Origin of the sequence: Nostocoides vanveenii (assembly GCF_039531165.1) — a bacterium.
Lineage (GTDB): Bacteria > Actinomycetota > Actinomycetes > Actinomycetales > Dermatophilaceae > Nostocoides_A > Nostocoides_A vanveenii.
The window spans coordinates 148,366-172,935 of sequence record NZ_BAAAPN010000045.1 but is presented as its reverse complement, the minus strand read 5'-3'; the positions used below and the strand labels follow the sequence as shown (position 1 = coordinate 172,935).

Here is a 24,570-nt window from a genome sequence, read left to right as displayed (position 1 = left end):
CCACCGGTCACCCACGGCGCGCCCGACTTTCTCGTGACGGGCGCGCCGGCCGCTGTTAGCCGACCGCGAGTGGGCGGTCCGTGGGGTTGATCGGCCGGGGTAGTTGCGAGGAACCCATCAGATAGGCGTCCACGCCCCGAGCGGCAGAGCGGCCTTCGGCGATCGCCCAGACGATCAGCGACTGTCCACGGCCGGCATCGCCGGCGACGAAGACGCCCGGCACGCTGGTCATGTAGTCCGCGTCCCGCAGGATAGTGCCGCGCCCGTCCAGGTCGACGCCGAGTTGGGCGACGACGCCGTCCGGCTCGGGTCCGAGGAAGCCCATGGCGAGCAAGACCAACTGGGCCGGCAGCAGGCGCTCGCTGCCCTCCACCGGCTCGAAGCCGCGCTCCCCCATCCGCACCTCGCTCACGCGCAGGCCACTGAGCCGGCCGGCGTCATCGGCGAGCACTTCCTGGGTGGATATCGCGTAGAGCCGGTCGCCACCCTCCTCGTGCGCGCTGGCGACGCGGTAGATCATCGGGTAGGTCGGCCACGGCTGGTTGGCCGGCCGGTCGGCTCCGGGCTGGGGCATGATCTCCAGGCTGGTGACCGACCGGGCCCCTTGGCGGTGCGCGGTGCCGATGCAGTCGGCACCGGTGTCGCCACCACCGATGACGATGACGTCCTTGCCGGTCGCCGTGACCTGGTTCTCCACCCGCTCGCCGAGCGCCACCCGGTTGGCCGGCGGCAGGTAATCCATCGCCTGGAGCACCCCACTCACGTCCCGGCCGGGCACGGGCAGGTCTCGGGGAACGGTGGCCCCGATGGCCAACACGACGGCGTCGTATCGGTCGCGCAACTGCTGCCCGGTGACCGTGCCGCCGACGTCGACACCATTGCGGAAGCGGGTGCCCTCGGCCTCCATCTGGGCGATCCGTCGATCGACGATCGACTTCTCCATCTTGAACTCGGGGATGCCATAGCGCAGCAGACCGCCGGGCTTGTCGGCCCGCTCGTAGACCGCGACCGTATGCCCGGCCCGCGTCAGTTGCTGTGCAGCGGCCAGGCCCGCCGGGCCTGAGCCGACGACGGCGACCGTCTTGCCGGAGAGCCGCTCCGGCGGTTGCGGAACGACCCCGCCCGCCGCGAAGGCCCGCTCGATCGTGGTGACCTCGATCTGCTTGATCGTCACCGCCGGCTGGTTGATGCCGAGCACGCAGGCGGTCTCGCAGGGCGCGGGGCACAGACGGCCGGTGAACTCCGGGAAGTTGTTGGTCGCGTGCAGCCGTTCGATGGCATCGCGCCAGTCCCCTCGCCACGCCAGATCGTTCCACTCCGGGATCAGGTTGCCCAGGGGGCACCCGGCGTGGCAGAAGGGGATGCCACAGTCCATGCACCGGCCGGCCTGCTGGCGCAACTCGGCGACATCCTGGGCCTCGTAGACCTCTTTCCAGTCCATGATCCGGACCGGGACGGGCCGACGGGCGGGCAGGGCCCGCTCGCGGGTGGTCAAGAATCCTGTCGGGTCAGCCACGGGAGGCCTCCATGATTCGGTCCCAGACGACCTCGCCCTCCGGGTCGAGGCCTTCGGCCTGCGCGGCTGCGCGGACCGTCATTACGCGTTCGTAGTCGCGCGGCAGGACCAGCGAGAAGCGTTCTCGTGCACTGGCCCAATCGCCGAGCAGGTCGGCAGCGACCCGAGAGCCGGTGGCCTCGAGGTGCTGGCCCAGCAAACTCTCCACGACCTCGGCATGCGAGTCGGACAGGGGCAGGATATCGACCATCTCCCGGTTGACCCGGTGGGTGGGCAAGTCGAGCACATAGGCATACCCGCCGCTCATACCGGCCGCGAAGTTGCGCCCGATCCGCCCGAGGATGAGCACTGTGCCACCGGTCATGTACTCGCACCCGTGATCGCCGACCCCTTCGACCACGGCGGTGGCGCCGGAGTTGCGGACGCAGAAGCGCTCGCCGACGGTCCCGCGCAAGAAGATCTGCCCAAGGGTCGCGCCGTAACCGATGACATTGCCAGCGATCACATTCTCCTCGGCAACGAAAACGGAACCCGGGTGCGGGCGCACGATGACCCGTCCGCCGGAGAGGCCCTTGCCGACATAGTCGTTGGCGTCGCCGATCAGCCGAAGGGTCACCCCGGCCGGCAAGAAGGCACCGAACGACTGCCCTGCTGACCCGGTCAGTGTCAGATCGATGCTGCCGTCCGGCAGCCCGCCGACATTCCGGGTCGTCACCTCGTGGCCGAGCATCGTGCCCACGGTCCGGTTGACATTGCGCACGGCCAGTTCGCCGTATGCCGTTTCCCCGTCATCGAGCGCGGGGCGTGCCAAGGCGATCAACTGGTGATCGAGGGCCTTCTCCAGGCCGTGATCCTGGCTGATGCTCTGATAACGCGTTCCACCGTCGGCCGGTGGAGCGTCGGTGAGGATCGGGGCGAGGTCGAGTCCGCTGGCCTTCCAGTGCGCGACGGCTGCGCTAGTGTCGATGGCCTCGATGTGGCCGATGGCTTCGGCGATCGAGCGGAACCCGAGGGCGGCGAGGTGCTCGCGGACCTCTTCGGCGATGTATTCGAAGAAGGTCTCGACGAACTCCGGCTTGCCGGAGAACCGGGCGCGCAACTCGGGATTCTGCGTCGCGATGCCGACCGGGCAGGTGTCGAGGTGACACACGCGCATCATCACGCAGCCGCTGACGACCAACGGGGCCGTCGCGAAGCCGAACTCCTCGGCTCCCAGCAGGGCCGCGATGACGACATCGCGTCCGGTCTTGAGTTGGCCGTCGACCTGCACGACGATCCGGTCGCGCAGCCCGTTGAGCACCAGGGTCTGTTGGGTCTCAGCCAAGCCGAGTTCCCAGGGTCCACCCGCGTGCTTGAGTGAGGTCAACGGCGAGGCGCCGGTCCCGCCGTCATGGCCGGAGATGAGCACGACATCCGAGTGCGCCTTCGACACCCCGGCCGCAACCGTGCCGACGCCGACTTCGGCGACCAGTTTGACGTGGATGCGCGCCTTGGGATTGGCGTTCTTGAGGTCGTGGATCAGCTGGGCGAGATCCTCGATGGAGTAGATGTCGTGGTGTGGCGGCGGGCTGATCAGGCCGACGCCCGGGGTGGAGTGCCGGGTCTTGGCCACCCAGGGGTAGACCTTGTGGCCGGGCAACTGGCCACCTTCGCCGGGCTTTGCGCCCTGGGCCATCTTGATCTGGATGTCGTCGGCGTGGGTCAGATAGGCCGATGTGACACCGAACCGTCCCGACGCGACCTGCTTGATCGCCGAGCGGCGCTCGGGGTCGAGTAGCCGGTCGAGATCTTCGCCGCCCTCACCGGTGTTGGAGCGGCCGCCGAGGCGGTTCATCGCGATGGCGAGGGTCTGGTGCGCCTCGAGGCTGATCGAGCCGTAGCTCATCGCGCCGGTGTTGAATCGCTTGACGATCTCGCTGGCGGCCTCGACCTCATCGATCGGGACAGCCGGTCGTGACTGGTCGCCGCCGAGGGAGAACAGGCCGCGCAAGGTCATCAGTCGCTCGGACTGGTCGTCGATGCGTGCGGTGTACTGCTTGAAGATGTCGTAGCGCCGCTGTCGCGTGGCGTGCTGGAGCTTGAAGACCGTCTCAGGGTCGAAGAGGTGCGGCTCGCCCTCGCGGCGCCATTGGTATTCGCCGCCGACCTCCAGGACGCGGTGCGGCAGGCGCACACCTTCGGGCGGGTAGGCCGCGGCGTGCCGCGCCGCGCTCTCGGCGGCGATGGCGTCCAGGCCGACGCCACCGAGCTGGGAGACGGTGCCGGTGAAGTAGGTGTCGACCAGCTCCTGCGACAGGCCGATCGCCTCGAAGACCTGGGCGCCGCGATAGGAGGCGACGGTGCTGATGCCCATCTTGGACATCACCTTCAGCACGCCCTTGCCGAGCGCCTTGATGAGGTTCTTGACGGACTGCTCCCCCGTGACGCCCGTCAGCACGCCGGAGCGGACCAGGTCCTCGACGGTCTCCATGGCCAGATAGGGGTTGACGGCCGCCGCGCCATAGCCGACGAGCAGGGCGACGTGGTGGACCTCGCGCACATCCCCGGCCTCGATGATCAGGCCGACCTGGGTGCGAGTCTTCTCCCGGATCAGGTGGTGATGAACGGCGGAGCACAAGAGCAGCGACGGAATAGGCGCCAGATCGCGGTTGCTGTCGCGGTCGGACAAGACGACGAACCGGGCACCGAGTTCGATGGCCGCGGAGACCTCAGCGAAGATCTCGGTCAGGCGCGCCTGGAGGGCCGCGGCGCCGCCGGTCACGTCATACAGGCCCTTGATGACGGCGGTCGCATAACCGGGCAGGTTGCCGTCGGCGTTGATACGCACGATCTTGGCGAGCTCGTCATTGTCGATCACCGGGAAGTCCAGGACCAACTGGCGGGCGTGCGCCGGAGTTGCGGTGAGCAGGTTGCCCTCCGGCCCGACCGAGGTGCCCAGCGAGGTGACCAGTTCCTCGCGGATGGCGTCCAGCGGCGGGTTGGTGACCTGGGCGAACTGCTGGGTGAAGTAGTCGAAAAGTAGCCGTGGCTTGCTGGATAGGACCGCGATCGGAGTGTCGGTGCCCATCGAGCCGAGCGCCTCGTAGCCGCTGCGTGCCATCGGGGCCAGGATGATCCGCAGCTCCTCCTGGGTGTAGCCGAAGGTCTGCTGACGCCGCGCGACCGACTTGGCCGTGTGCACGATGTGCTCGCGTTCGGGCAGATCGCTCAGGTGCAGCAGCCCGGCGTGCAGCCAATCGGCATACGGCAACTGGGTGGCGAGCTGGGACTTGATCTCCTCGTCCTCGATGATCCGCCCCTGCGCGGTGTCGACGAGGAACATCCGTCCCGGCTGGAGGCGGCCCTTGCGCAGGATCTTCTCGGGGGCGATGTCGAGGACGCCGGCCTCGGAGGCGAGGACGACCAGGCCCTCGTCCGTGACCCAGAAGCGGCCGGGGCGCAGGCCGTTGCGGTCCAGGACCGCCCCGATGAGCGTGCCGTCGGTGAAGGTCACGCAGGCCGGGCCGTCCCAGGGCTCCATGGTCAGCGAGTGGAACTCGTAGAAGGCCCGGCGATCCGGGTCCATCTCCTCGTGGTTCTCCCAGGCCTCCGGGATCATCATCAGCACCGCATGGGGCAGCGGGCGGCCGCCGAGGTGGAGCAACTCGAGGACTTCATCGAAGGACGCCGAGTCCGAGCCATCGGGTGGGCAGATCGGCGAGAGGCGGCTCAGGTCGCCGGGGATCAGGTCGGAGGCGAGCAGCGACTCGCGCGCCGCCATCCAGTTGCGGTTGCCCTTGACAGTGTTGATCTCGCCGTTGTGGGCGATCAACCGGTAGGGGTGACTGAGCGGCCAGCTCGGGAAGGTGTTGGTGGAGAAGCGCGAGTGGACCAGCGCGAGTTCGCTGACGAAGCGGTCGTCGGACAGGTCGGGGAAGAAGGGTTCGAGCTGGCCGGTGGTGAGCATCCCCTTGTAGACCACGGTACGCGCGGACAGCGAGGCGAAATAGACGTCGAGCTCGCGCTCGGCGCGCTTGCGCAGGCAGTAGGCCCGGCGGTCGAGGTGGATGCCCCGGACGGCGCCGTCGGAGGCGGTGACGAAGAGCTGGGCGAAATGCGGCATACAGTCGCGCGCCGATTGCCCGACGAGCTCGGGGACGACAGGGACATCGCGCCAGCCGATGACCTCCAGGCCCTCCTCCTCGGCGAGGTCCTCGATGCGGGCGACCGTCGTGGCGCGCGCATCGGCGTCGGCGGGCAGGAAGGCCGACCCGACGGCATACGACCCGGCGGGCGGCAGCACGAAGCCGGTGACCGCGCGGAGGAAGGCATCCGGGACCTGGGTCAGGATGCCCGCCCCGTCACCGACCAGCGGATCGGCGCCGGTGGCGCCGCGGTGATCGAGATTGGTCAACGCCGTCAAGCCGGCCTCGACGATGTCGTGTCCCGCGTGGCCGCGCAGCGTGGCGACCATGGCCACGCCACAAGCGTCGTGCTCGAACTCGCGCCGGTAGAGCCCGGTGTTCTCGGGCTGGGTGCTGAAAAGGGCGGACGTCATCGACCGTCACCGTCCTATCCGTGAATCGTATGGGTGCCGCCGGGTCCCGCGACCCGGCGGCCGGGTGGACGGCTCTGGCCACGCTGGGGCCGAGAATAGCAGGCGCCGTCCTACGATGTGGTCGCCGATTTCTCATTATGTGAGATCGCCGCCTCAGTGTTGCCGGATCGTGCCCGCCGGGCCGCGGCTAGGTAGAGCGCGAGACCGAGGAGGAAGACGAGGATCGAGGTCCAGACATTGAGCCGCTGGCCGAGGATGACGTTCGCCGGGTCGGTGCGCATCTTCTCCACGATGAGCCGCTCGATCGTGTAGCCCATGAGAAGCAGCCCGAAGAGCTGGCCCGGCGCGAACTGCCGGCGCCGGTCGAGCCAGAGCAGGGCGATGGCCAGCAATACGCACCAGATCGACTCATAGAGAAAGGTCGGGTGGAAGGTGCCGAGCACGATCGCATTGCCTTTGGCGTCGGTGACCGCTCGGCCGGCGAGGGTGTCCCACTCGTGGATCTGCAGGCCCCACGGCAGGTCGGTGGCCGAGCCGTAGACCTCGTTGTTGAACCAATTGCCCCACCGGCCGAGGGCTTCGGCCAGGGCGACGCCGGGAGCCGCGGCATCGGCCAAAACGGCCAGTCGCACGCCCGCTCGCCGGCAGCCGATCCAGGCGCCGACGGCGCCGAGCGCGATGGCCCCCCAGATGCCGAGACCGCCGTGCCAGATCTTCAGGGCGTCGATCGGGTGCCCGTCCTTGCCGAAGTAGGCCTGCGGGCTGGTGATGACGTGGTAGAGCCGGCCGCCGACGATGCCGAAGGGCACCGCCCAGGTCGCGATGTCCAGGGCCGCGCCCTCGGGCCCGCCTTTGGCCTCGAGCCGCCGCTGCGTCAGCCAGACGGCGACCACGATGCCCGCGAGGATGCACAAGGCGTAGCAGCGGATCGCCAGCGGGCCGAGGTGCAGGGCACCGACCGTGGGGCTCGGAATGTAGGTCAGCACGAGGTCACGATACGTGCCCGGCTACTTGGTAGCCGCCTCGACTGCCTTGGTCAGGCCGTCCGGCGTGGCGACATCCTTCAGCGATACCTCGGTGCCGTTGATCTTGACCGTGGGTGTGCCGCTGACCTTGGCCTGCACGGCGGCGTCGGTCACCTTGCCGACGTAGTAGGAGTACTTCTCGGCCTTGACACAGGTCTGCCAGGTGCGCAGGGCCTCGCCGGTCAGGCTGGCCATCGTGGCGAAGTTGTCCAGAGTCTCGGTCGGGATGCTCTTGGCTTCTTCGGTCTGACCCGCGTAGGCGGCGTCGTGGAAGGCCTGGAACTTGCCCTGGTCAGCGGCGCAGAAGGCCCCGTTGGCCACCGGGACGGAGTACTTCACGCCGAACTTCTCGTCGAGGAAGTTGAGCACGTGGTAGTTCAGGGTGATCTTGCCGCTCTGGGCGAGCGACTCGAAGGTCTTGCCGACCGCGGCCTCGAGTTGCCCGCAGACCGGGCACTGGAAGTCCTCGAAGAGGTCCACGACTGGGGCCCCGGCCGCGGGCGTGACATCGGCGAACGCGCGATAGCCGGAATCGACCGACGCCCCGGCCGGTATGGCGGTGCCCCCGGCTCGAGCGTCACTGGTCGCCTTCTGGTTGGCGATGATCACCCAGGCGACGACCGCGATGATCGTCAGGATCGCGATGACGCCGCCGATGGTCACCGCGCTCGGACCGGACTTCGTGGCCGCCTTCTGCGCAGCACTCGCCTTCGCGGCACGCGTGGTCACATCTTTGGGCGCGTTGGGGCGCTTGGCCATCTGCTCTACGTCCTTGTCGTGTCGGAGCCGGGCTCAGCCCAGCACGGCCTTCTTGAAGGCGGCGGCGTCCATATTGGTCAGGGTCAGGTCCTTGCCGTTGAGACGGACCGTGGGGGTGCTGGTAACGCCGTCCTTGCTGGTGGCGTCCTGCATCGAGACGACGTACTGGTTGTGATCCTGCTTTTGATAGCACGTCGTCCAGGCGTCCAAGGCGGCCCCGGTCAGTCCGGCCTGGCCGGCGAAGGTCGTCAGTTGCTCGTCGGTCCAGCCCTTGCCCTCCTGGGTCGGCTGGTTGGCATAGATCAGGTCGTGCATTTCGCCGAACTTGCCGTCGTCGGCGGCGCAGAATGCGGCGTTAGCCGCGCGGCTGGAGTTCTTGCCCTGGAAGTTGTCGTCCAAGAAGGTCATCACGTGATAGCGGACCTGGACATCGCCCGAGGTCGCCATCTCCTTGACCGTCGAACCGAGGATGCGCTCGAACTGTCCGCACCCGGGGCATTGGAAGTCCTCGTAGATGTCGAGCGTGGGCGCGCCGGCTTTGGGCGTGCCACGCACGAACGGCTGCCCCATGGCGCTGACACCCTTGGGCAGCGCGGACCCACCTTCGGATGCGGCCTTGGTGGCGTTCTTGTTGTTGATCACCACGAACCCAACGACGGCCACGATGGCGACCAGAGCAATCACCCCCGCGATGACCAGCGGGTTGGGGCCGCCGCGGTGGGTGCCTTTGGTGGCCTGCTGGATCTTGGCCTGGCGCGCGCTGACGGCGTCCTGAGGGGCGGGCTGATTCTTCGCCATGAGTGATTGCGACTTCCTGCGTGATGGGAACGTGAAGAGCGAGGCCGGGTCGGTCAGTTGCCGTACCAGCGGCGGTCGAGGCTGAGAAAACTGCGCGGTCGCCAGCTCAGGTAGGCGCCGCACAGGGCGAACAGGCTATCCCTGGCCAACTCGAGGGGATAGGCCGTCTTGGCCGGCTCGATCTGCCCGCCGCCGCCGAAGCACCCGCAGTCGATGGCCAGGCCACGGGCCCAGGCCGAGGAGATGCCGATGACGAAGGCGAGCATGAGCATGGTGCCGAGAACGGCAGCCCCACGGGTCAATAGGCCGAGAATGAGCAGGCTGCCGACGATGATCTCCACGAGCGGCAGGCCATAGCCGACGAGCCGTGCCACGTCGAAGGGGAGGAGTTGGTAGGCCTGCACGGCGCGGGCGGACTGGCCCGGGTGCCCGACCTTGAGCAGTCCGGCGATGAGCAGCACCCCGCCGAGAATCAGGCGGGCGAGGGTGCCGGCCCAATCCAGTGCGCGTTCGCGGCCGGCGCTGCCCGTCGGCGCCGAACGCACGTCGTCATCGACCATCGTCATCGTGTCCTTACCTACGCTCTCTGCCGGTCGGCCCGGCCCTCCCGCACGCCGGCCGCGAGGTCTCGGGTGAGCGCCGCAAGCCGGTCGAGCCCGGCCGCCCGGTCGGTGTCGAGCATGGTCGAGACCAAGGCCGACCCGACGATCACCCCATCCGCGAACGAACCGACCTGCGCCGCTTGTTCCCGGGTGCTGACACCGAGTCCGACGCAGACCGGGATGTCACTGACTGCACGAGCCCGTGCGACCAGTTCTTCGGCAGCACTGCCCAGGCTGTTACGGGCGCCGGTGACGCCCATGGTGGACGCGGCATACACGAAGCCACGGCACTTGTCGGTGACGAAGGTGAGCCGTTCGGGGGTCGAGGACGGGGCGATGAGGAAGACCCGGTCCAGGCCGGTGCGCTCGGAGGCGGCGATCCAGTCGCCGGCCTCGTCGGGGATCAGATCCGGGGTGATCAAGCCCGCTCCCCCGGCTGCCGCGAGGTCGTCGGCGAAACGATCGACGCCACGGCGGATCACGAGATTCCAGTAGGTCATCACCAGTGGTGGCGCGCCTGCGCGCCGGACCGCCGCCGTCGCGTCGAACACATCGGCCACGCGGGTGCCGCCGGCGAGCGCGGTGGACGCGGCCCGCTGCACAGTGGGGCCGTCCATGACCGGGTCGCTATAGGGGACGCCGACCTCGACGATGTCGCAGCCGTTCTCCACCAGCGTCACCATGGCTTCGAGCGAGGTCGGCTTGTCGGGGAAGCCGACCGGCAGATAGCCGATGAGTGCGGCGCGGCCCTCGGCGCGGCAGCGGGCGAGGACGTCGGTGACGCCCCGGGCGGTGGTGGGGGGCGTCATACGGGATCCGTCTCGATCAGCCCAAACCAGGCAGCGGCCGTATGCATGTCCTTGTCACCGCGGCCGGACAGATTGACCAAGATCAGGGCGTCCGGGCCGAGCTCCTGGCCGACCTCGATCGCCCCGGCGAGCGCGTGCGCGGACTCCAGGGCGGGGATGATGCCTTCGGTGCGGCACAGCAGCCGGAAGGCCGCCATGGTCGCCTCGTCGGTGGCGTAGCGGTATTCGGCGCGGCCGGAGTCCTTGAGATAGGAATGCTCGGGACCGACGCTTGGGTAGTCCAATCCCGCACTGACGGAATGGGATTCGAGGGTCTGGCCGTCGTCGTCCTGCATGAGGTAGCTCATCGCGCCGTGCAACACGCCGGGCTCGGCAGAGGCGAAGCGGGCGGCGTGCCGGCCGGACTCGATGCCCTCTCCCCCGGCCTCGACCCCGATCAGGCGCACCTCAGCGTCGTCGATGAAGCGGTGGAAAATGCCCATGGCATTGGATCCGCCGCCGACGCACGCGATCACGGCATCGGGGAGGCGGCCGGTCAGATCGAGCACCTGGGCGCGTGCTTCGACGCCGATGATCCGGTGGAACTCGCGGACCATCTCGGGGAAGGGATGGGGGCCGGTCACCGTGCCGATGCAGTAGTGCGTGTCGTGGACATTGGCTACCCAGTCGCGCAGCGCCTCGTTGATGGCGTCCTTGAGGGTGGCGGTGCCGTGCTCGACGGGGATGACCTCGGCACCGAGGATGCGCATCCGGGCGACATTGAGGGCCTGGCGTTCGGTGTCGACCTTGCCCATATAGACCGTGCAGTCCAGGCCCATGAGCGCCGCGGCCGTCGCCGTGGCGACGCCGTGCTGGCCGGCGCCGGTCTCGGCGATGATGCGGCGCTTGCCCATCCGCTTGGTGAGGAGGGCTTGGCCAAGGACGTTGTTGATCTTGTGCGAACCGGTGTGATTGAGGTCCTCGCGTTTGAGGATGATGCGCCCGCCGCCGGCGTGCGCGGCGAACCGGGGGACCTCGGTGATGATGCTCGGCCGGCCGGTGTAGGTGCGGTGGAGGCGGTCGAGCTCCCCGAGGAACTCGGGGTCGACCATCGCCTTGGACCGGACCTCGTCCAGTTGCTCCAAGGCCGGGATGAGGGCCTCGGGGACATACCGGCCGCCGAAGCGGCCGAAGCGGCCGGCGGTCATCGCTGTGTTCCCGGGATGGCGGCGAACTCGGCGACGGCGGCCCCGGGGTCGCCGTGGGTGACCAGGGCCTCGCCGACCAGGACCGCGTCGGCACCCTCACGGGCATACCGCCGGGCGTCGTCCGCGTGCCGTATGCCGCTCTCGGCCACCGTGACAACTCCCGCGGGGATGGTGCCGACGAGGGCGCCGAAGGCGTCGGGGTCGACGTCGAGGGTCTTGAGGTTGCGGGCGTTGACGCCGAGCAGCGCCGGGTCGATCGCTTGGGCGCGTTCGATCTCTGCGGCGTCGTGGACCTCCACGAGGGCAGTCATCCCGAGATCTGTTGCCAGGGAGTGGAAATGGCGCAGCTGCGCGTCGCTGAGTGCGGCCACGATGAGCAGGACCAGGTCGGCGCCGTGGGCGCGGGCCTCGTAGAACTGGTAGTCGTCGACCATGAAGTCCTTGCGTAGGACCGGGATATCGACGGCTTCGCGGACGGCGTCGAGGTCGGCGAGGCTGCCCCGGAAGCGCCGCTCCTCGGTGAGCACCGAGACCGCGGCGGCACCGGCCGCGGCATAGGTGGCGGCGAGGGCAGCGGGCTCCGGGATGGCGGCAAGGTCACCCTTGCTGGGGCTGGCCCGCTTGACCTCGCTGATCACCCCGAGCGTCGGCCCGCTGAGGCGGGGCAGAACGGGGCGGGGCGGGGGCGCCGACGCGGCTGCGGCGACGACGTTGGCGAGCGGCCGAGCCGAAACGCGCGCGGCCAGATCGGCTCGGACCCCCGCGATGATGGAGTCGAGGACGGTTGAACTCAAGGCTGTCTTAGTCGCTGTAGAGCGAACGGGGCGGATTCTTGTCTCCGTAGCCCATCCGGGAAAGAAGCGGCCACAGCACCGCGCCGATCAGGAACCCGGCGGCGCCGACGACGGCCATCGGCGTGCTCGCCTTGGCGACGCCGAGGCAGGCGATGGCCGAGGCCACGAGCATGACGGCGACACTCACCCAGGCCGCGACGCTGTTGCCGTGCCCTTCGTGCTCTTCCTGGTGCTGCATGTGGATGCCCTTCATCGGTCGAGGTGTGCGGGTGCCTTGCGGCGATGGACCTGCCCTGAGATTCTGTCAGACGCGGCCGACAGCCCCGGTCAACGCCCGGGTGCGCCGGGGTCGGCGGTCGGGTCGACGCCGCGCTCGAGGTCGTCCCAGGCGGTGCTCACCCGCTGGCCGCGCCCGCCCGCGGCCTCGCCGGGCGCGTCATAGCGTTGGGAGAGCCCGCGCCAGGAGCCGGCGCCGGTCAAGCCGGCCAGCGACGCGAGGGCGGACAGGGCTGCGGAGGCGGCCACGGCATACGGCCAGAAGGCGGTGGTGACGCCGGTGACCGGGATGGTGCCAGTGCGCCCGCTCGCCGTGGCCGCGAGGGCGCCGAGGATGACGTCAGCTTCGGCTACCGCACGCACGCCCAGCAACGCCAGGCCGAGCGCCGCGGCGCTGCCGAGGACCAGGGTCAGGCGCCGCAACACGGGGCCCGAGGTGGCGGCCGCGAGGGCGGCGGCGGCGATGACGAGCGCGAGGGCGACCAGGCCGGGGACGGCCTGCGAGCCGGTTGCGCCGACCGAGGTACGGCCCAGGGTCGCGTCATCGACGAGGCCGGTCAGCCAGGGCCGGCGACCGGCGACGACGGCGATCCCGGCGGCGAGCAGCGCGGCCGGGACCACGACGCGGGGGCCGCGCCAGCGCGCGGCGGGCCGGGAGCGGGTGGGGTCGGGCGTCATACGTGATCGACCGGGCGCAGGGTGCTCGCGGCGGCGATCGCCCGCAGGACGGCCGCGGCCTTGTTGCGGGTCTCGTCGTATTCGAGGGTCGGGACGCTGTCGGCGACAATGCCGGCGCCAGCCTGGACATAGGCGCGGCCACCGCGGATGACGGCGGTGCGGATCGCGATGGCGACGTCCATGTCCCCGTGGAAATCGGCATACCCGACGACGCCGCCGTAGATGCCGCGCCGAGTGGGTTCGTAGTCGTCGATCAGGGCCATCGCCCGCGGCTTGGGAGCCCCCGAGAGCGTGCCGGCGGGGAAGGTCGCGGCGAGCGCGTCGTAGGCGGTGTGACCCGAGGTGAGGTGGCCGACGACGGTGGACTCGAGGTGCATGACGTGGCTGTAATGGCGGGCGTTCATGAACTCGACGACGTCCACCGAGCCGGCGGCGCAGACGCGCTGGAGGTCGTTGCGGCCGAGGTCGACGAGCATGACGTGCTCGGCGCGCTCCTTGGGATCGTCGAGGAGCTCCTCCTGGAGCGCCAGATCGTGCTCGGGACTCTTGCCACGAGGGCGGGTGCCGGCGATCGGGTGCAGGATCACCTGGCGGCCGGTGACCTTGATATGCACCTCCGGCGAGGAGCCGACGATGTCCAGCGGGCCGCCGGCCGGATGCTCGAGCCGGAGGAAATACATATAGGGGCTGGGGTTGGTCGAGCGCAGCACGCGGTAGACATCGAGCGCATCGGCCGGACAGGCGATGTCGAAGCGCTGGCTGACGACGATCTGGAAGGCTTCGCCGGCCCGGATGTCTTCCGTGGCGCGTTCGACCATGTCCTCGAAGGCATTCGGCGTCATATTGGTCGTGACGTCAGCGAGGGCTGCGGCTGCGCGCGTTGGGTCCAGAGTGGAGACGGTCGACTCCGCGGGTCCCCCGAGGGCGGCTGTCATCGCATCGAGCCGCTCGAGCGCGTCGCGCCACGCCCACTCGACGCGGGCGTCGGTGTTGTCATAGTTGATGGCGTTGGCGATCAGCAGGACCGAGCCGTCGCTGTGGTCGAGCACGGCGACATCGGTGGCCAGGACCATGGCGACCTCGGGCACGTCGACGTCGCGGAGGGTGTTGTCGGGGAGCCGCTCCCAGCGGCGCACCGCGTCGTAGCTGATGGCACCGACCAGGCCGGAGGTCAGCGGCGGGAGGCCCGCGATGGGCTCGGTGGCCAGAGCGGCGACGGTGTCGCGGATCGCTTCGACCGGGTTGCCGCCGGTGGGGACGCCCACGGGCGGATCGCCGAGCCAGATCGCCTCGCCGTCACGCTCGGTGAGAGTCGCGCGGCTGGCAGCCCCGATGATCGAGTAGCGGCTCCAGACCCCGCCGTGCTCGGCCGACTCCAGCAAGAAGGTGCCGAGGCGGCCGCCCGCGAGGCGACGATAGAGCCCCAGCGGCGTCTCGCCGTCGGCAAGGAGCCGGCGCACGACCGGCACGACGCGGCGGTCCTGCGCGAGGACGGTGAAGGTCTCCAGGCTCGGCCAGGTGTGCCCGTATGCCAGATCGGGGGCTTCCGCGGTCATCGCTGGCCTCCGGCGGTGGTTGCGGTGGGCACGGCAGCAACGGCACCGAGGTCGTTGCCGTCGAAGCAGGTGCGCGTGCCCGTGTGGCAGGCGGCGCCGACCTGATCGACGCGGACGAGCAGGGCGTCGCCGTCGCAGTCGATCGCAACCGTCTTGACCAACTGGATATGTCCGGAGGTGTCGCCCTTGCACCAGTACTCCCCCCGGCTGCGCGACCAAAAGGTCACCCGGCCGGTCGTCAGGGTCCGGTGCACGGCTTCGTCATCCATCCAGCCGAGCATCAGCACCTCGCCGCTGTCGTGCTGTTGGATGATCGCCGCGACCAGGCCCTGCTCGTCCCGCTTCAGGCGTGCGGCGATGCTGGGGTCCAAGGGCATTGCTGCATTATCGCGCGCACCCTGGTCTCGAGTGCTCGCGGAGCCGGATGCCGAGCGTTCGCGCTAGGCGCCGCGGGGCTTACCCGGCTGGAAGAGCCACGGCTCAAACAAGCCGCTGAGGTCGCGTCCCGACACCCGGGTCGCGAGCGTGACGAATTGAGCTGTGCTCGCGGGCTGGCGGCGGCGCATGGACACCCACTGGTGCAAGATCGTGCTCATCGCCGAGTCGCCGATGAGCCGGTCGAGGCGGTAGAGCATGGCCCCGCCGCGGGCGTACACCGCATCGGAGAAGAGGTCGTCGGCGCCTGGGTCGGTGACGACGGTCTGCCACGATCCCGACATATCGCGTACTGCTTCGCGATAGCTGGCCGCGAGCGACTCGTGGTCAGTGGTCGAGTGGTGTCGCCACAGCCACTCCCCCCACGTCGCAAGGCTCTCGTTGAGCCAGATGTCACGCCACTGCCCGAGCGCGACCTGGTCACCGAACCACTGGTGCGTCAGTTCATGGGCCACTGTGGCCTCGTCGGCCTCATCGGTCATCAAGAGGGTGCGGGTCTGGTTCTCCATGGAGGCCCCAGCCTGCAAGTCCTTATCGACGATGTGGCCGTAGGAGCTAAACGGGTAGGGTCCGAACTGCCCCGAGAGATAGCGCATCATCTGCGGCACCTTGGCCAGGACCGCGTCGATCTTCCGCTGCCTCCCGCTGGGGATGTCGCGGTCGATGTAGTCGTAGATCGGCACCCCCATCGCCGAGCGCGTGATAATGCGATAGTTGCCGACGGCGATCTCGGCGAGGTAGGGCGCCATCGGGTCGTTGGTACGCCATTGGTAGGCGGTCGTGTTGCCGGTGGTCCGCTTGCCCACCGGGAGACCGTTGCTGACCCCCACCAGCCCGCGGGGCACGGTGAGGTTGAAGGCATACGTCGCCTTGTCGTGCGGGAGATCATTGCAGGGGAACCACGTCGGCGCACCCGTGGGTTCGGCTGACAACACCACACCATCGGCGGTCGGGATCAGCCCGGTCGAGAAGCCGTTGACGACTGGGGGTCGCCGGATGATCGCGCCATAAGCCACGGCGACCGAGACCCGCGTGCCCGCGGCGATGAGCCGCTGCGGGGTGATCACCAACTCGCCATCGGCCCGATGCGCGTAGGCGACTGCGTGCCCGTTGATGGTCACGCTGCGCACGTGGAGGGTGCTGGACAGGTCGAGGTCGAAGCGTGTGAGCGGCTGGGTGGCACGAATGGCGACCGTGGCGGTCCCCTCGATCCGGCCGAGGTGCTCCCCCTTGAGCAGGTGGTACTGGTCGCGGATCGCCTTGGGCAGGTACTTCTCCGGCGTGTAGCTCAGGTCGAGGTCATAGTGCTGGGCATCGATCCCGCCATTGCCGGCCATGGGGTAGTACTGGTCCCCGCCGCCCGCGCTTCCGATGGTCGACTCGGTGCCGGACGGCGTGCCGTATGCCGCAGGAGCGCCGCCCGCGGTCGCCGCCGTTATCGACAGGGTCCAGGCCGCCCCGGCCAGGACGCCTGCCGCGCCGATCATTGCGGTGACTCGGGGGCGTCGTGCCGTGCTCATAACTGACCTCTCCTCGCGTCCCGCATTCCGCCGGGCACGCTACTCCGGTCACGGGTCCGGGGTCACCACCTCACCCGCCGGGCGGGTCATCGCGGGATATTCAGGGTCCAGGTCTGGCCGACCAGATCTTGTCCGAAGCTGTCATGAGGTGTCTCGTCGGTGAGCACGAAGCCGTGGGCCTGGTAGATGCGGCGCGCCGAGGTCAGCACGTCGTTGGTCCAGAGGGTCACGCGCGTGTAGCCCGCCGCCTGCGCGAAGCCCACACAGGCCTTCACGGGCGCACTACCCGCACCCAGGCCGCGAGCTCTCGGGGTCACCAGGAGGACGCGCAACTTGGCCAGACCGGTCGGTTGCCTGCGAAGTCGGCGACGATCCGGGCACCCAGCGCCTCGAACTGCGAGCCCCAGCCGAACTGCTCGGCGTAGGCCTCGCCATTGGCCATCACGACCCACCCGCGGTCACCGGGCCGGTCGGCGAGCCGGATGGCGAGCCAGCGGTTTGCGTCGGGAGGCCTGCGGGTCACTCTGGCACATGGCGTGAAGCCGCCCCGCCCCGCTGCCTCAGCCGCCCTGCTGGTTGGCGACCCAGGAGGCGTGGAGCGCGGCATACGGGCCGGGTTCGGTCACCAGGCGGCCGTGCGGGCCGCGCTGGACGACCCGGCCCCGGTCCATGACGATCACCTCATCCGCCGCCTGGGCGGTCGAGATGCGGTGGGCGATGGTGATCGAGGTCCGGCCACGGGAGAGAGAGTCCAAGGCCCGCTGGATGCGGACCTCGGTCGCCGGGTCGACGGCCGAGGTCGCCTCGTCCAGGACCAGCAGGTCGGGGTCGGCGAGATAGGCCCGGGCGAGCGCGACGAGTTGCCGCTCCCCCGCCGACATCGCTTCGCCGCGCTGGCCCACCGGGGTGTCGAGTCCGGCCGGCAGACCCGCGACCCAGTGGTCCAGGCCGAGTTCGGTCATCGCCAGTTCGACGCGGGCGCGGTCGATGGCTGCGCCGAAGCGGATATTGGCCAGCACCGTGTCATCGAAAAGGAAGCCCTCCTGGGGAACCATCGCGACGCGCTCGCGCAGTGAGGCAAAGCGCACCTCGCGGATGTCGACATCATCGAGCCGGACCATCCCGGTCGAGGGATCCATCAGCCGGGTCAGCAGTTTGGCGAAGGTCGACTTCCCCGAGCCTGTCTCGCCGACGACCGCGATGCGGCTGCGGGGGCCGATGTGCTCAGTGACTTCATGCAACACCGGCTCCCCGCCGGGATAGGCGAAGCCGACCGCGTCGAAATCGACCCGGATGGCCCCGCGCGGCAGGTCGACGCCGGTGACCCCCGGGTCCGCGACATCGGCCGGGGTGTCGACGACCTCAAGCACCCGCCGCCAGCCGGCGACGGCGTTCTGCAACTCGTTGAAGATCTCGGTGGCCTGCTGGACCGGCATGGTGAACAAGCCGACGAGGAAGAGGTAGGCGAGCAACTCCCCCAGCGTCATCCGGCCGTTCGCGCCCAACAGTGTCCCGACCACGAGCACCACGGCCAGCGTGATCCCGCCGACGAACTGCCCCGCCGCGAAGGCCGCTGAGCTGCGGATATGCGCCGTGGTCGCGGCTCGGCGATGCCCCTCGATGGCCTCGTCCAGGCGGGCGGCGGTCCGGTCTTCGACGCCGAAGCTGCGAATCGTGGACGCCCCCACCACGGACTCCGACACCGCGGCGAGGAGGTCGCCGACGCGTTCACGGACCGCGGCATACGCCACGCCGAGCGAACGCTGCATCCGCCGGACGCCGATGACGAGCGGGATGAAACACCCCCACGTGACCGCGGCCAGAATCGGGCTGTACCAGATCATCAACGCCGTCGCGAGGGTGATCTGCCCGAGACTGACGATCAGCATGATCCCGCCGAACTGGACGAATTGGCTGATCGTGTCGACGTCGGAGGTCACGCGGGAGACCATCGAGCCGCGGCGTTCGGCGTTCTGGGTGAGCACCGACAGGTCGTGGATGTGCCGGAAGGCGGTGACCCGCAAGGTGGCAAGCCCGCCCTCCGCGGCGGTAAAGAGCCGCACATTCACCACGTATGCCGTGGCCGCGGTCAGCACGACCACCGCCGCCGCGATCGCGAGATAGCGATAGACCAGGCCGGTGTCCGGCCCGCCGGGCGCCTGCAGCGCGTCGTCGGTGATGCGCTGGACGACGACCGGGACGACGACCCGGCCGGCCGTGGTGAGCAGGGCGAGGAGAAGCGTGACGAGCGCGCCGGCGCGCAACTCCGGCGACAGGTCGAGCCCGCGCTTGACGGTCTCCCAGGCCCGGGGCTTGTGCTCGGCCGAGGCGAGCGTGGTCATCGGTTCACCGCTTCCCGCTCGGCGGCCTCGCGGGAGTACGCAGTCACCAGGTCGTGATAACCCTGGCATCGCGTCATCAGTTCGTCGTGGCGACCGCGATCGCGCAACCGGCCGCGCTCGAGATAGACGACGTCGTCGGCGAGAGCGATCGTCGACATCCGGTAGGCGATGACGATCAGGGTCATACCGCCCGTGCCGGCGCCGAGTTCGGCGAGGATCGCCTGCTCGACGGTCGGGTCCACGGCGCTGGTCGCGTCATCGAGGACGAGCAACTGCGGGCGGCGCACGAGGGCTCTGGCCAGCGCGAGCCGCTGGCGCTGCCCGCCGGAAAGCGTGGCCCCGCGCTCCCCCACTTCGGTGTCGAGGCCGCGGGGCAGGGCCGCGACGAAACCGTCGGCCTGGGCCGCGCGCAGAGCGGCCCAGACCTCGTCGTCGTCGATCTCCAGACCGAGGGTGATATTGCCGCGGACGGTGTCGTCGAAGACGAAGGTCTGCTGCGGCACGAGCGCGGCCTCGCGGGCCAGGGCGCCGCGAGCGAGCGCGCGGACATCGGAGCCGTCGACGCGCACCCTCCCGCGGGTCGGGTCGATCAACCGGACGGCGAGCGCCGCCAGTGTGGACTTGCCCGACCCGGTCGGGCCCACGACGGCGACGGTCTGCCCGGGCGCGATCTCCAGGTCGATGCTCTGAAGCGCCTCGGGAGGGGCCGAAGCGGTGTGGGCGGCGGCGTAGTCGTAGGACACGCCCTCGAAGCGCACGGCCACGCCGCCCGGGTGGTCCGAGCCGAGGGGCGCGGTGCCGGGGAGGTGGATCTCGCCATACGTCATCTGGCCGCGGGCTTCGAGGACGGCGCTGACGCGCTCCCACCCGACCAGGGTGCGCGGGATCTCGCCGAGCACCCAGCCCAAGGCGCGCACGGGGAAGGCGAGCACCGCGATCAGATAGGCGAGCTGGATCAACTCGGCCGTGCTCACCGCGCCGGAAGCGACCCGTTGCACGCCGACGCCGAGCAGGGCGAGAGTGCCGATCGTCGGGATCGCCTCGATGATCGGGTCGAAGGTGCCGCGGGTGCGGCCGACCTCGATGGCCGCCCGGCGCAGCCGGTCGCTGACCTCCGCGAAGCGCGCCGTCTCATGGCTCTCGCGGCCCATAACCTTGACGATGAGCGCGCCGTCGAAGCTCTCGTGCGCGACTTCGGCAACCTCGGCGCGCAGTTGTTGTGCGTGCGTGACGCGGGCACTCATCCGACGTTGGAAGACAGCATTCGCCGCGAAGAGCAGCGGGAAGATCGTGAACCCGACCGCCGCGAGCACGGGGTCGACCAGCACCATCTGGACCGCGCCGGCGAGCAGCATGACGATGACGCCGAGGGCCATGGGCAGCGGCATGAAGATGCCCCACGCTGCCTCGACATCGGCATTGGCGTTGGAGAGCAACTGCCCGGACGGATGTCGTTGATGCCACGCGAGCGGCAGGCGGAGGTATTGCCGGGTGACCTGCCGTCGGTAGTCGGCAGCGACGTTGAACATCGTGAAGCCGCCGGCGATGCGCCGCAGCAATACCCCGATCGTGGTCAGCACGACCACGCCCCCGATGACCGCGAAGATCACCGCGGCCCGTCGCACCTCCAGTTGACCGTCCGCAATGGCGGGCGTGATCTCGTGCGTGGTGACCCAGCCGACGGCCTGCGCCATCCCCGCGGTCATCACGCCGTAGAGCGTGCTCCCGCCCACCGCGAGCGCGAACAGCCCCGGCTCGGCCCGGACCCCCTTGGCCACCACGCGGGCGCTGCGCCGCAGAAGGCCCGTGGGTGGCAGGGCCCCGCCGAGATCGTCAGCCGGCATACGTCAGGCGAGCCCGAGCTTGCCGGCCCAGAGCGCTTCGACGGCCTCGTCGCGGCCCCGCGTGGAGATGTCCGCGACGCGATGCCGGCCGTATGCCGCGAGCACCAGTTCGCCGGGAGTGCCTTCGATCGTGACGCTGCCGAGACGAGTCGGCGACTTGGCGACCACGCGGCCGTAGGGGCTGACCAACTCGGCGCCGGTGGCGGCGCGGCGGAACATCAGCTTGGCCATCCGGCTCAATGCCGTCCACAGCGCGCGCTGCTCGGCCTCGGGGATGGCGCGATGCTCCAGCCCCGGCTCACCGCGCAGGACGTCCTCGTGGTGGATATAGAACTCGACCAGGTTGACCAACTCATCGACCGGGCCGATGTGGGTTGGCGAGTAGATCGGCGGACCGGTGCGGACGGCCTCGACCAGCTCGGGCCAGGGCTGGTGACGCATCGCGCGCTGGCGCGACTTGGCCCACCCGCCGACAACCGGGAGCATCTCGCCGAGCAGCAGATCGGGCCGGCCGTCACGGATCACGAGGTGAACGGCTAGGTCGGCGCTCTTCCATCCGCCGCACAGCGTGGGCGCCTCCGGGCCGACGGTCAGAAAGGTGTCGCAGAGGGCCTCGCGCTCCGCATGGGCGAATCTCGTCATACGTCCATCCTGCACGGTGGCTCCGACAACCCCTAACCAGACGCCGCACCGAGCGTCAGCGCACCGGGTGCCCGTGCGCCCGGATGGCGTCCTTGACCTGGGCGATCGTCAGTGTGCCGAAATGGAAGACCGAGGCCGCGAGGACCGCATCGGCCCCCGCGTCGAGGGCCTCGGCGAAGTGGCCGGGGGTGCCGGCGCCCCCGCTGGCGATCACCGGGATGGTGACGGCCGCCCGGACCAATTCGATCAACTCGATGTCGAAGCCGGCCGTCGTGCCGTCGGCGTCCATCGAGTTCAGGAGGATCTCTCCGGCACCGAGTTCAGCGGCTCGAGCGCACCACGCGACAGCGTCGAGACCCGTGCCCTGGCGACCGCCGTGCGTGGTGACCTCGAACCCGCCGGCCGGCGCGCCGTCCCGAAGACGGCGGCGCCGGACGTCGGCGGAGAGCACGAGCACCTGGGCACCGAAGCGATCGGCGATCTCGGCGATCAACTCCGGGCGGACGATCGCCGCGGTGTTCACCCCGACCTTGTCGGCGCCGGCGCGCAGCAAATTGTCGACATCGTCGACACCGCGCACACCGCCGCCGACCGTGAGCGGGATGAACACCTGTTCCGCCGTCCGTCGAACCACGTCATACGTCGTCTCGCGGCCGCCACTGCTGGCGGTGACGTCGAGAAAGGTGAGCTCGTCGGCGCCCTGGGCGTCATAGGCCTTGGCGAGCTCGACAGGATCGCCGGCATCGACGAGGTCGACAAAGTTGACCCCTTTGACCACCCGCCCGGCATCCACGTCGAGACACGGGATCACGCGCGCTGCCAAAGCCATGGCGCCAACCCTAAGCGGCCTCGCTTACCAGCCGATCGTCTTCAGCAGGGCGAGGGTGACCGGGCCAGGGGTGCGAATGGTCTCGCCGTCGCTGATGGCATAGGTCATCAGCGAGTTCTGGTTGCCCTTGGGGAAGGTCGTCTCGTCCAGGTGGCTGTAGCTGCTGCCCTGGCGCCACGTCGAGGGCGCGTAGAGCTTTGCCGACTTGCCGCCATTGGCCGTGCGCACGCCCGGGCTGTCGAAGAAGACGTTGTTGCTCTTGAGCGCCGAGCCGAGTTGAGTGGAGTTGTCGGGCATCTTCCACAGCAGCGGGCTGGTGGCGGTCGACCCGAGCCGCGTGTAGCGGTCGTATGCCGTGTTCTTGCCCTGATACTTCACCGTTCCGGTGCTCCCGGACGCGTTGCCGACGCCGAGGAAGCCGACGCCGTGGCCGAGCTCGTGGGTCACGACACTCTGGAAGTCGTACTTCCCGACCGGCGCCGGGCCGGTTCCGAACCACCAGTTGGTGAAGTTGCTGCTGAAGCGCGCGACGATGTCCGGCGAGGCGTTCAGTTGCTTGCCGGCCTTCTTGTTGGCGATCGCGTCGACATTCCAGACGCCACCGATGTCCCACACGGCGGACGGACCGGCCGCACCGAGCACGCCGGGGCCGAGCGGCTCCCAGCTGGCCTTGACGGTGACCGGGACGGTGGTGTTGAGCTTGCCCGCCCAGGTGTTGACGGCCCGCTGGAAGGCCGCCTTGGCCTCGGCTGTGAAGCCGGTGTAGGTGACGACGAACTTCGCCGTGGGAGCAGCCTTCGCGGCGCTCTGCGCGTCCTCGACGACGCTCTGCGTGGTCGCCGCCGGACCGGCGTAAACGGGAACGAGGGTGCCCGGCAGGGAGCGCGGGGCGCTCTCCGCGGTGGACGCGCCAGGCGCGAGTGCGAGGCCGACGAGGGCGGCGAGCCCGGCACCTGCGGTCAGGCGAGTGGACAGCGTGGTCATGGATTCCTTCTTCATCGAGGGGCGGCGTCCGATCAGCGCCAGGCCCGGGCATCCCCTGCTCGGGCCGCCCATGAAACTAACACCACGCGGACCCGCAGCCAAGCACCCTAGTCAGCCGGGCGTTGACGTTCGGCGACCAGCGCGGCGAGCCGCTCGGCCTCGCCTTGGCCGCGCGGCCCGTCGGCCCGCTGGATGGCCATGACCGCAAGCGTTTCGCCGTCGATCAACTCAAGTTGCACCCAGGGTTCGCCGCCGCCGAAGCGGACGTCCTCGATCTCGGCCCACGGGATCTCCCGGGTCAGCAGCAGATTGCGCACGCGCAGCCCGGACGCGAACGGCCAGGCACCGATGCGGGCATACCGGGCCATCAAGGCAGCAATCGCCAGGCCCAGCCCCCACATCATCAGCCGGTCGCCGAGGCGCCAGTCGCCACCCTCATCGGGCCCGGGCAACAGCCAGGCGACGACGCCGAAGAGGCCCACGGAGATCCCGGCCGCGGCGAGCGCGACCCGCCGGCCGCGGCCCGGCACGAAAGGCTCACTCAGAGCCGGCATGCCGAGATCTCGGTGACAAGGATGGCCCGGGCTCCGAGATCGTAGAGCGCATCCATGACCCGGTTGGTCTGCGCGCGGGGCACCATCGCTCGCACCGCCAGCCACGCTGGGTTTTGCATCGGCGAGACGGTCGGCGACTCCAGCCCCGGCGTCACCCGGCAGGCCTCCTGAACCAACTCGGCCGGGCAGTCGTAGTCCAACATCACATAGTGCCGCGCGGTCACGACGCCGACGAGGCGCCGCCGCACGACCTCCACCGCACCACCCTGGCTGGTCCCGGGCCGGCGGATGAAGACCGCCTCGCTGCGCAGGATCGGCTCGCCGAAGGGCTCGAGGCCCTGCGCCCGCAGCGTGGTCCCGGTCTCCACCACATCCGCGATGACATCGGCGACACCCAGCGTGATGGCCGTCTCGACGGCGCCGTCCAACCGGACGACGTCCGCCTGCACGCCGGCCTGCGCGAGATGCTTGGCGACCAGCCCCGGATAGGACGTCGCCACGCGGCGACTGGAGATCGCGGCGACGTCGGCGATCTCACCGGGGCGGGCGGCATACCGGAAGGTTGACGCGCCGAAGCCGAGCGCCATCACCTCCTCGGCGCCCGAGCCGGCGTCCAGGAGCAGGTCGCGGCCGGTGATGCCGGCGTCCACCGTCCCCGATCCGACATAGACGGCGATGTCGCGCGGGCGCAGATAGAAGAATTCGACGCTGTTGTCGGCGTCGGTGACCACCAATTCCTTGGGATCGCGGCGGGTCCGGTAGCCCGCTTCCTTGAGCATCGCGATCGCGGAATCCGAGAGCGAGCCCTTGTTGGGGACGGCAAGACGCAGCACCCGGCCAGGGTATGCGAGGTCGCCAACGCCCCGAGCCCGGTGCTCAGCCA

23 protein-coding genes are annotated in these 24,570 nt (G+C 69.6%); all 23 read right to left on the bottom strand.

Annotated elements, in window-relative coordinates:
• Positions 1-55 precede the first annotated feature (55 nt).
• Positions 56-1,516 carry a glutamate synthase subunit beta gene (locus tag ABD209_RS09620; protein ID WP_344065331.1) on the bottom strand — a complete coding sequence of 487 codons (1,461 nt, stop codon included), beginning with the start codon at positions 1,514-1,516 and terminating at the stop codon, positions 56-58.
• Positions 1,509-6,053, bottom strand: a complete 4,545-nt coding sequence (gltB, locus tag ABD209_RS09615; RefSeq protein ID WP_344065329.1) for a glutamate synthase large subunit — start codon at positions 6,051-6,053, stop codon at positions 1,509-1,511. Before gltB ends, ABD209_RS09620 begins: the two co-directional genes overlap by 8 nt.
• A gap of 110 nt (positions 6,054-6,163) precedes the next feature.
• On the bottom strand, positions 6,164-7,039 hold the full coding sequence (gene lgt, locus ABD209_RS09610; protein ID WP_344065326.1) for a prolipoprotein diacylglyceryl transferase: 876 nt from the start codon (positions 7,037-7,039) through the stop codon (positions 6,164-6,166).
• A 21-nt stretch (positions 7,040-7,060) separates the two neighbouring features.
• A complete protein-coding gene (locus ABD209_RS09605) occupies positions 7,061-7,837 on the bottom strand; it encodes a DsbA family protein (protein ID WP_344065323.1) in 777 nt (258 codons plus the stop codon).
• A 33-nt stretch (positions 7,838-7,870) separates the two neighbouring features.
• Positions 7,871-8,635 carry a DsbA family protein gene (locus ABD209_RS09600; protein ID WP_344065320.1) on the bottom strand — a complete coding sequence of 255 codons (765 nt, stop codon included), beginning with the start codon at positions 8,633-8,635 and terminating at the stop codon, positions 7,871-7,873.
• 53 nt (positions 8,636-8,688) lie between these two features.
• A complete protein-coding gene (locus ABD209_RS09595) occupies positions 8,689-9,201 on the bottom strand; it encodes a MauE/DoxX family redox-associated membrane protein (RefSeq protein WP_324386532.1) in 513 nt (170 codons plus the stop codon).
• A gap of 11 nt (positions 9,202-9,212) precedes the next feature.
• Positions 9,213-10,046: a tryptophan synthase subunit alpha gene (gene trpA / locus ABD209_RS09590; protein ID WP_344065315.1), complete on the bottom strand. Its 834-nt coding sequence runs from the start codon at positions 10,044-10,046 to the stop codon at positions 9,213-9,215.
• Positions 10,043-11,233, bottom strand: coding sequence for a tryptophan synthase subunit beta (gene trpB, locus ABD209_RS09585; RefSeq protein WP_344065312.1), 1,191 nt, complete (start codon positions 11,231-11,233; stop codon positions 10,043-10,045). Before trpB ends, trpA begins: the two co-directional genes overlap by 4 nt.
• Positions 11,230-12,027 carry an indole-3-glycerol phosphate synthase TrpC gene (gene trpC / locus ABD209_RS09580; protein WP_344065309.1) on the bottom strand — a complete coding sequence of 266 codons (798 nt, stop codon included), beginning with the start codon at positions 12,025-12,027 and terminating at the stop codon, positions 11,230-11,232. The genes trpB and trpC overlap by 4 nt, the downstream gene beginning before the upstream one ends.
• A gap of 7 nt (positions 12,028-12,034) precedes the next feature.
• Entirely contained in the window at positions 12,035-12,280 is a 246-nt protein-coding gene (locus ABD209_RS09575; RefSeq protein ID WP_324386528.1) for an HGxxPAAW family protein, read from the bottom strand.
• Positions 12,281-12,354: 74 nt separating this feature from the next.
• Complete coding sequence (locus tag ABD209_RS09570; protein ID WP_344065306.1) at positions 12,355-12,981, bottom strand: Trp biosynthesis-associated membrane protein; 627 nt, start codon at positions 12,979-12,981, stop codon at positions 12,355-12,357.
• Entirely contained in the window at positions 12,978-14,537 is a 1,560-nt protein-coding gene (locus ABD209_RS09565) for an anthranilate synthase component I (RefSeq protein WP_344065303.1), read from the bottom strand. Before ABD209_RS09565 ends, ABD209_RS09570 begins: the two co-directional genes overlap by 4 nt.
• Complete coding sequence (hisI, locus tag ABD209_RS09560) at positions 14,534-14,914, bottom strand: phosphoribosyl-AMP cyclohydrolase (RefSeq protein WP_324386713.1); 381 nt, start codon at positions 14,912-14,914, stop codon at positions 14,534-14,536. Before hisI ends, ABD209_RS09565 begins: the two co-directional genes overlap by 4 nt.
• A gap of 63 nt (positions 14,915-14,977) precedes the next feature.
• Positions 14,978-16,492 (bottom strand): M1 family metallopeptidase, encoded by a 1,515-nt coding sequence (locus ABD209_RS09555; RefSeq protein WP_344065300.1) that lies wholly within the window; start codon positions 16,490-16,492, stop codon positions 14,978-14,980.
• Between the two features lie 86 nt (positions 16,493-16,578).
• Positions 16,579-16,809 carry a GNAT family N-acetyltransferase gene (locus ABD209_RS09550; RefSeq protein ID WP_344065297.1) on the bottom strand — a complete coding sequence of 77 codons (231 nt, stop codon included), beginning with the start codon at positions 16,807-16,809 and terminating at the stop codon, positions 16,579-16,581.
• Positions 16,806-17,015 carry a hypothetical protein gene (locus tag ABD209_RS09545; RefSeq protein ID WP_344065293.1) on the bottom strand — a complete coding sequence of 70 codons (210 nt, stop codon included), beginning with the start codon at positions 17,013-17,015 and terminating at the stop codon, positions 16,806-16,808. The genes ABD209_RS09550 and ABD209_RS09545 overlap by 4 nt, the downstream gene beginning before the upstream one ends.
• 37 nt (positions 17,016-17,052) lie before the next feature.
• Positions 17,053-18,834, bottom strand: a complete 1,782-nt coding sequence (locus tag ABD209_RS09540; protein ID WP_344065290.1) for an ABC transporter ATP-binding protein — start codon at positions 18,832-18,834, stop codon at positions 17,053-17,055.
• On the bottom strand, positions 18,831-20,678 hold the full coding sequence (locus ABD209_RS09535; protein WP_344065287.1) for an ABC transporter ATP-binding protein: 1,848 nt from the start codon (positions 20,676-20,678) through the stop codon (positions 18,831-18,833). The genes ABD209_RS09540 and ABD209_RS09535 overlap by 4 nt, the downstream gene beginning before the upstream one ends.
• 3 nt (positions 20,679-20,681) lie before the next feature.
• Entirely contained in the window at positions 20,682-21,320 is a 639-nt protein-coding gene (locus ABD209_RS09530; RefSeq protein ID WP_324386716.1) for a TIGR03085 family metal-binding protein, read from the bottom strand.
• A gap of 55 nt (positions 21,321-21,375) precedes the next feature.
• Positions 21,376-22,149 (bottom strand): imidazole glycerol phosphate synthase subunit HisF, encoded by a 774-nt coding sequence (hisF, locus tag ABD209_RS09525; protein WP_344065284.1) that lies wholly within the window; start codon positions 22,147-22,149, stop codon positions 21,376-21,378.
• 24 nt (positions 22,150-22,173) lie between these two features.
• Positions 22,174-23,133, bottom strand: a complete 960-nt coding sequence (locus tag ABD209_RS09520) for a hypothetical protein (protein WP_344065281.1) — start codon at positions 23,131-23,133, stop codon at positions 22,174-22,176.
• Positions 23,134-23,240: 107 nt separating this feature from the next.
• Positions 23,241-23,687 carry a PH domain-containing protein gene (locus ABD209_RS09515; protein ID WP_344065278.1) on the bottom strand — a complete coding sequence of 149 codons (447 nt, stop codon included), beginning with the start codon at positions 23,685-23,687 and terminating at the stop codon, positions 23,241-23,243.
• On the bottom strand, positions 23,675-24,520 hold the full coding sequence (hisG, locus tag ABD209_RS09510) for an ATP phosphoribosyltransferase (RefSeq protein ID WP_324386720.1): 846 nt from the start codon (positions 24,518-24,520) through the stop codon (positions 23,675-23,677). Before hisG ends, ABD209_RS09515 begins: the two co-directional genes overlap by 13 nt.
• Between the last annotated feature and the right edge of the window lie 50 nt (positions 24,521-24,570).

What these genes read in the sequence shown, in the direction of transcription:
- gltB (WP_344065329.1), bottom strand. Translation starts at nt 6,053, where the DNA reads ATGACGTCCGCCCTTTTCAGCACCCAGCCCGAGAACACCGGGCTCTAC.
- ABD209_RS09605 (WP_344065323.1), bottom strand. Translation starts at nt 7,837, where the DNA reads ATGGCCAAGCGCCCCAACGCGCCCAAAGATGTGACCACGCGTGCCGCG.
- ABD209_RS09600 (WP_344065320.1), bottom strand. Translation starts at nt 8,635, where the DNA reads ATGGCGAAGAATCAGCCCGCCCCTCAGGACGCCGTCAGCGCGCGCCAG.
- ABD209_RS09595 (WP_324386532.1), bottom strand. Translation starts at nt 9,201, where the DNA reads ATGACGATGGTCGATGACGACGTGCGTTCGGCGCCGACGGGCAGCGCC.
- trpA (WP_344065315.1), bottom strand. Translation starts at nt 10,046, where the DNA reads ATGACGCCCCCCACCACCGCCCGGGGCGTCACCGACGTCCTCGCCCGC.
- trpB (WP_344065312.1), bottom strand. Translation starts at nt 11,233, where the DNA reads ATGACCGCCGGCCGCTTCGGCCGCTTCGGCGGCCGGTATGTCCCCGAG.
- ABD209_RS09575 (WP_324386528.1), bottom strand. Translation starts at nt 12,280, where the DNA reads ATGAAGGGCATCCACATGCAGCACCAGGAAGAGCACGAAGGGCACGGC.
- ABD209_RS09570 (WP_344065306.1), bottom strand. Translation starts at nt 12,981, where the DNA reads ATGACGCCCGACCCCACCCGCTCCCGGCCCGCCGCGCGCTGGCGCGGC.
- ABD209_RS09565 (WP_344065303.1), bottom strand. Translation starts at nt 14,537, where the DNA reads ATGACCGCGGAAGCCCCCGATCTGGCATACGGGCACACCTGGCCGAGC.
- hisI (WP_324386713.1), bottom strand. Translation starts at nt 14,914, where the DNA reads ATGCCCTTGGACCCCAGCATCGCCGCACGCCTGAAGCGGGACGAGCAG.
- ABD209_RS09555 (WP_344065300.1), bottom strand. Translation starts at nt 16,492, where the DNA reads ATGAGCACGGCACGACGCCCCCGAGTCACCGCAATGATCGGCGCGGCA.
- ABD209_RS09540 (WP_344065290.1), bottom strand. Translation starts at nt 18,834, where the DNA reads ATGACCACGCTCGCCTCGGCCGAGCACAAGCCCCGGGCCTGGGAGACC.
- ABD209_RS09535 (WP_344065287.1), bottom strand. Translation starts at nt 20,678, where the DNA reads ATGCCGGCTGACGATCTCGGCGGGGCCCTGCCACCCACGGGCCTTCTG.
- ABD209_RS09530 (WP_324386716.1), bottom strand. Translation starts at nt 21,320, where the DNA reads ATGACGAGATTCGCCCATGCGGAGCGCGAGGCCCTCTGCGACACCTTT.
- hisF (WP_344065284.1), bottom strand. Translation starts at nt 22,149, where the DNA reads ATGGCTTTGGCAGCGCGCGTGATCCCGTGTCTCGACGTGGATGCCGGG.
- ABD209_RS09520 (WP_344065281.1), bottom strand. Translation starts at nt 23,133, where the DNA reads ATGACCACGCTGTCCACTCGCCTGACCGCAGGTGCCGGGCTCGCCGCC.
- ABD209_RS09515 (WP_344065278.1), bottom strand. Translation starts at nt 23,687, where the DNA reads ATGCCGGCTCTGAGTGAGCCTTTCGTGCCGGGCCGCGGCCGGCGGGTC.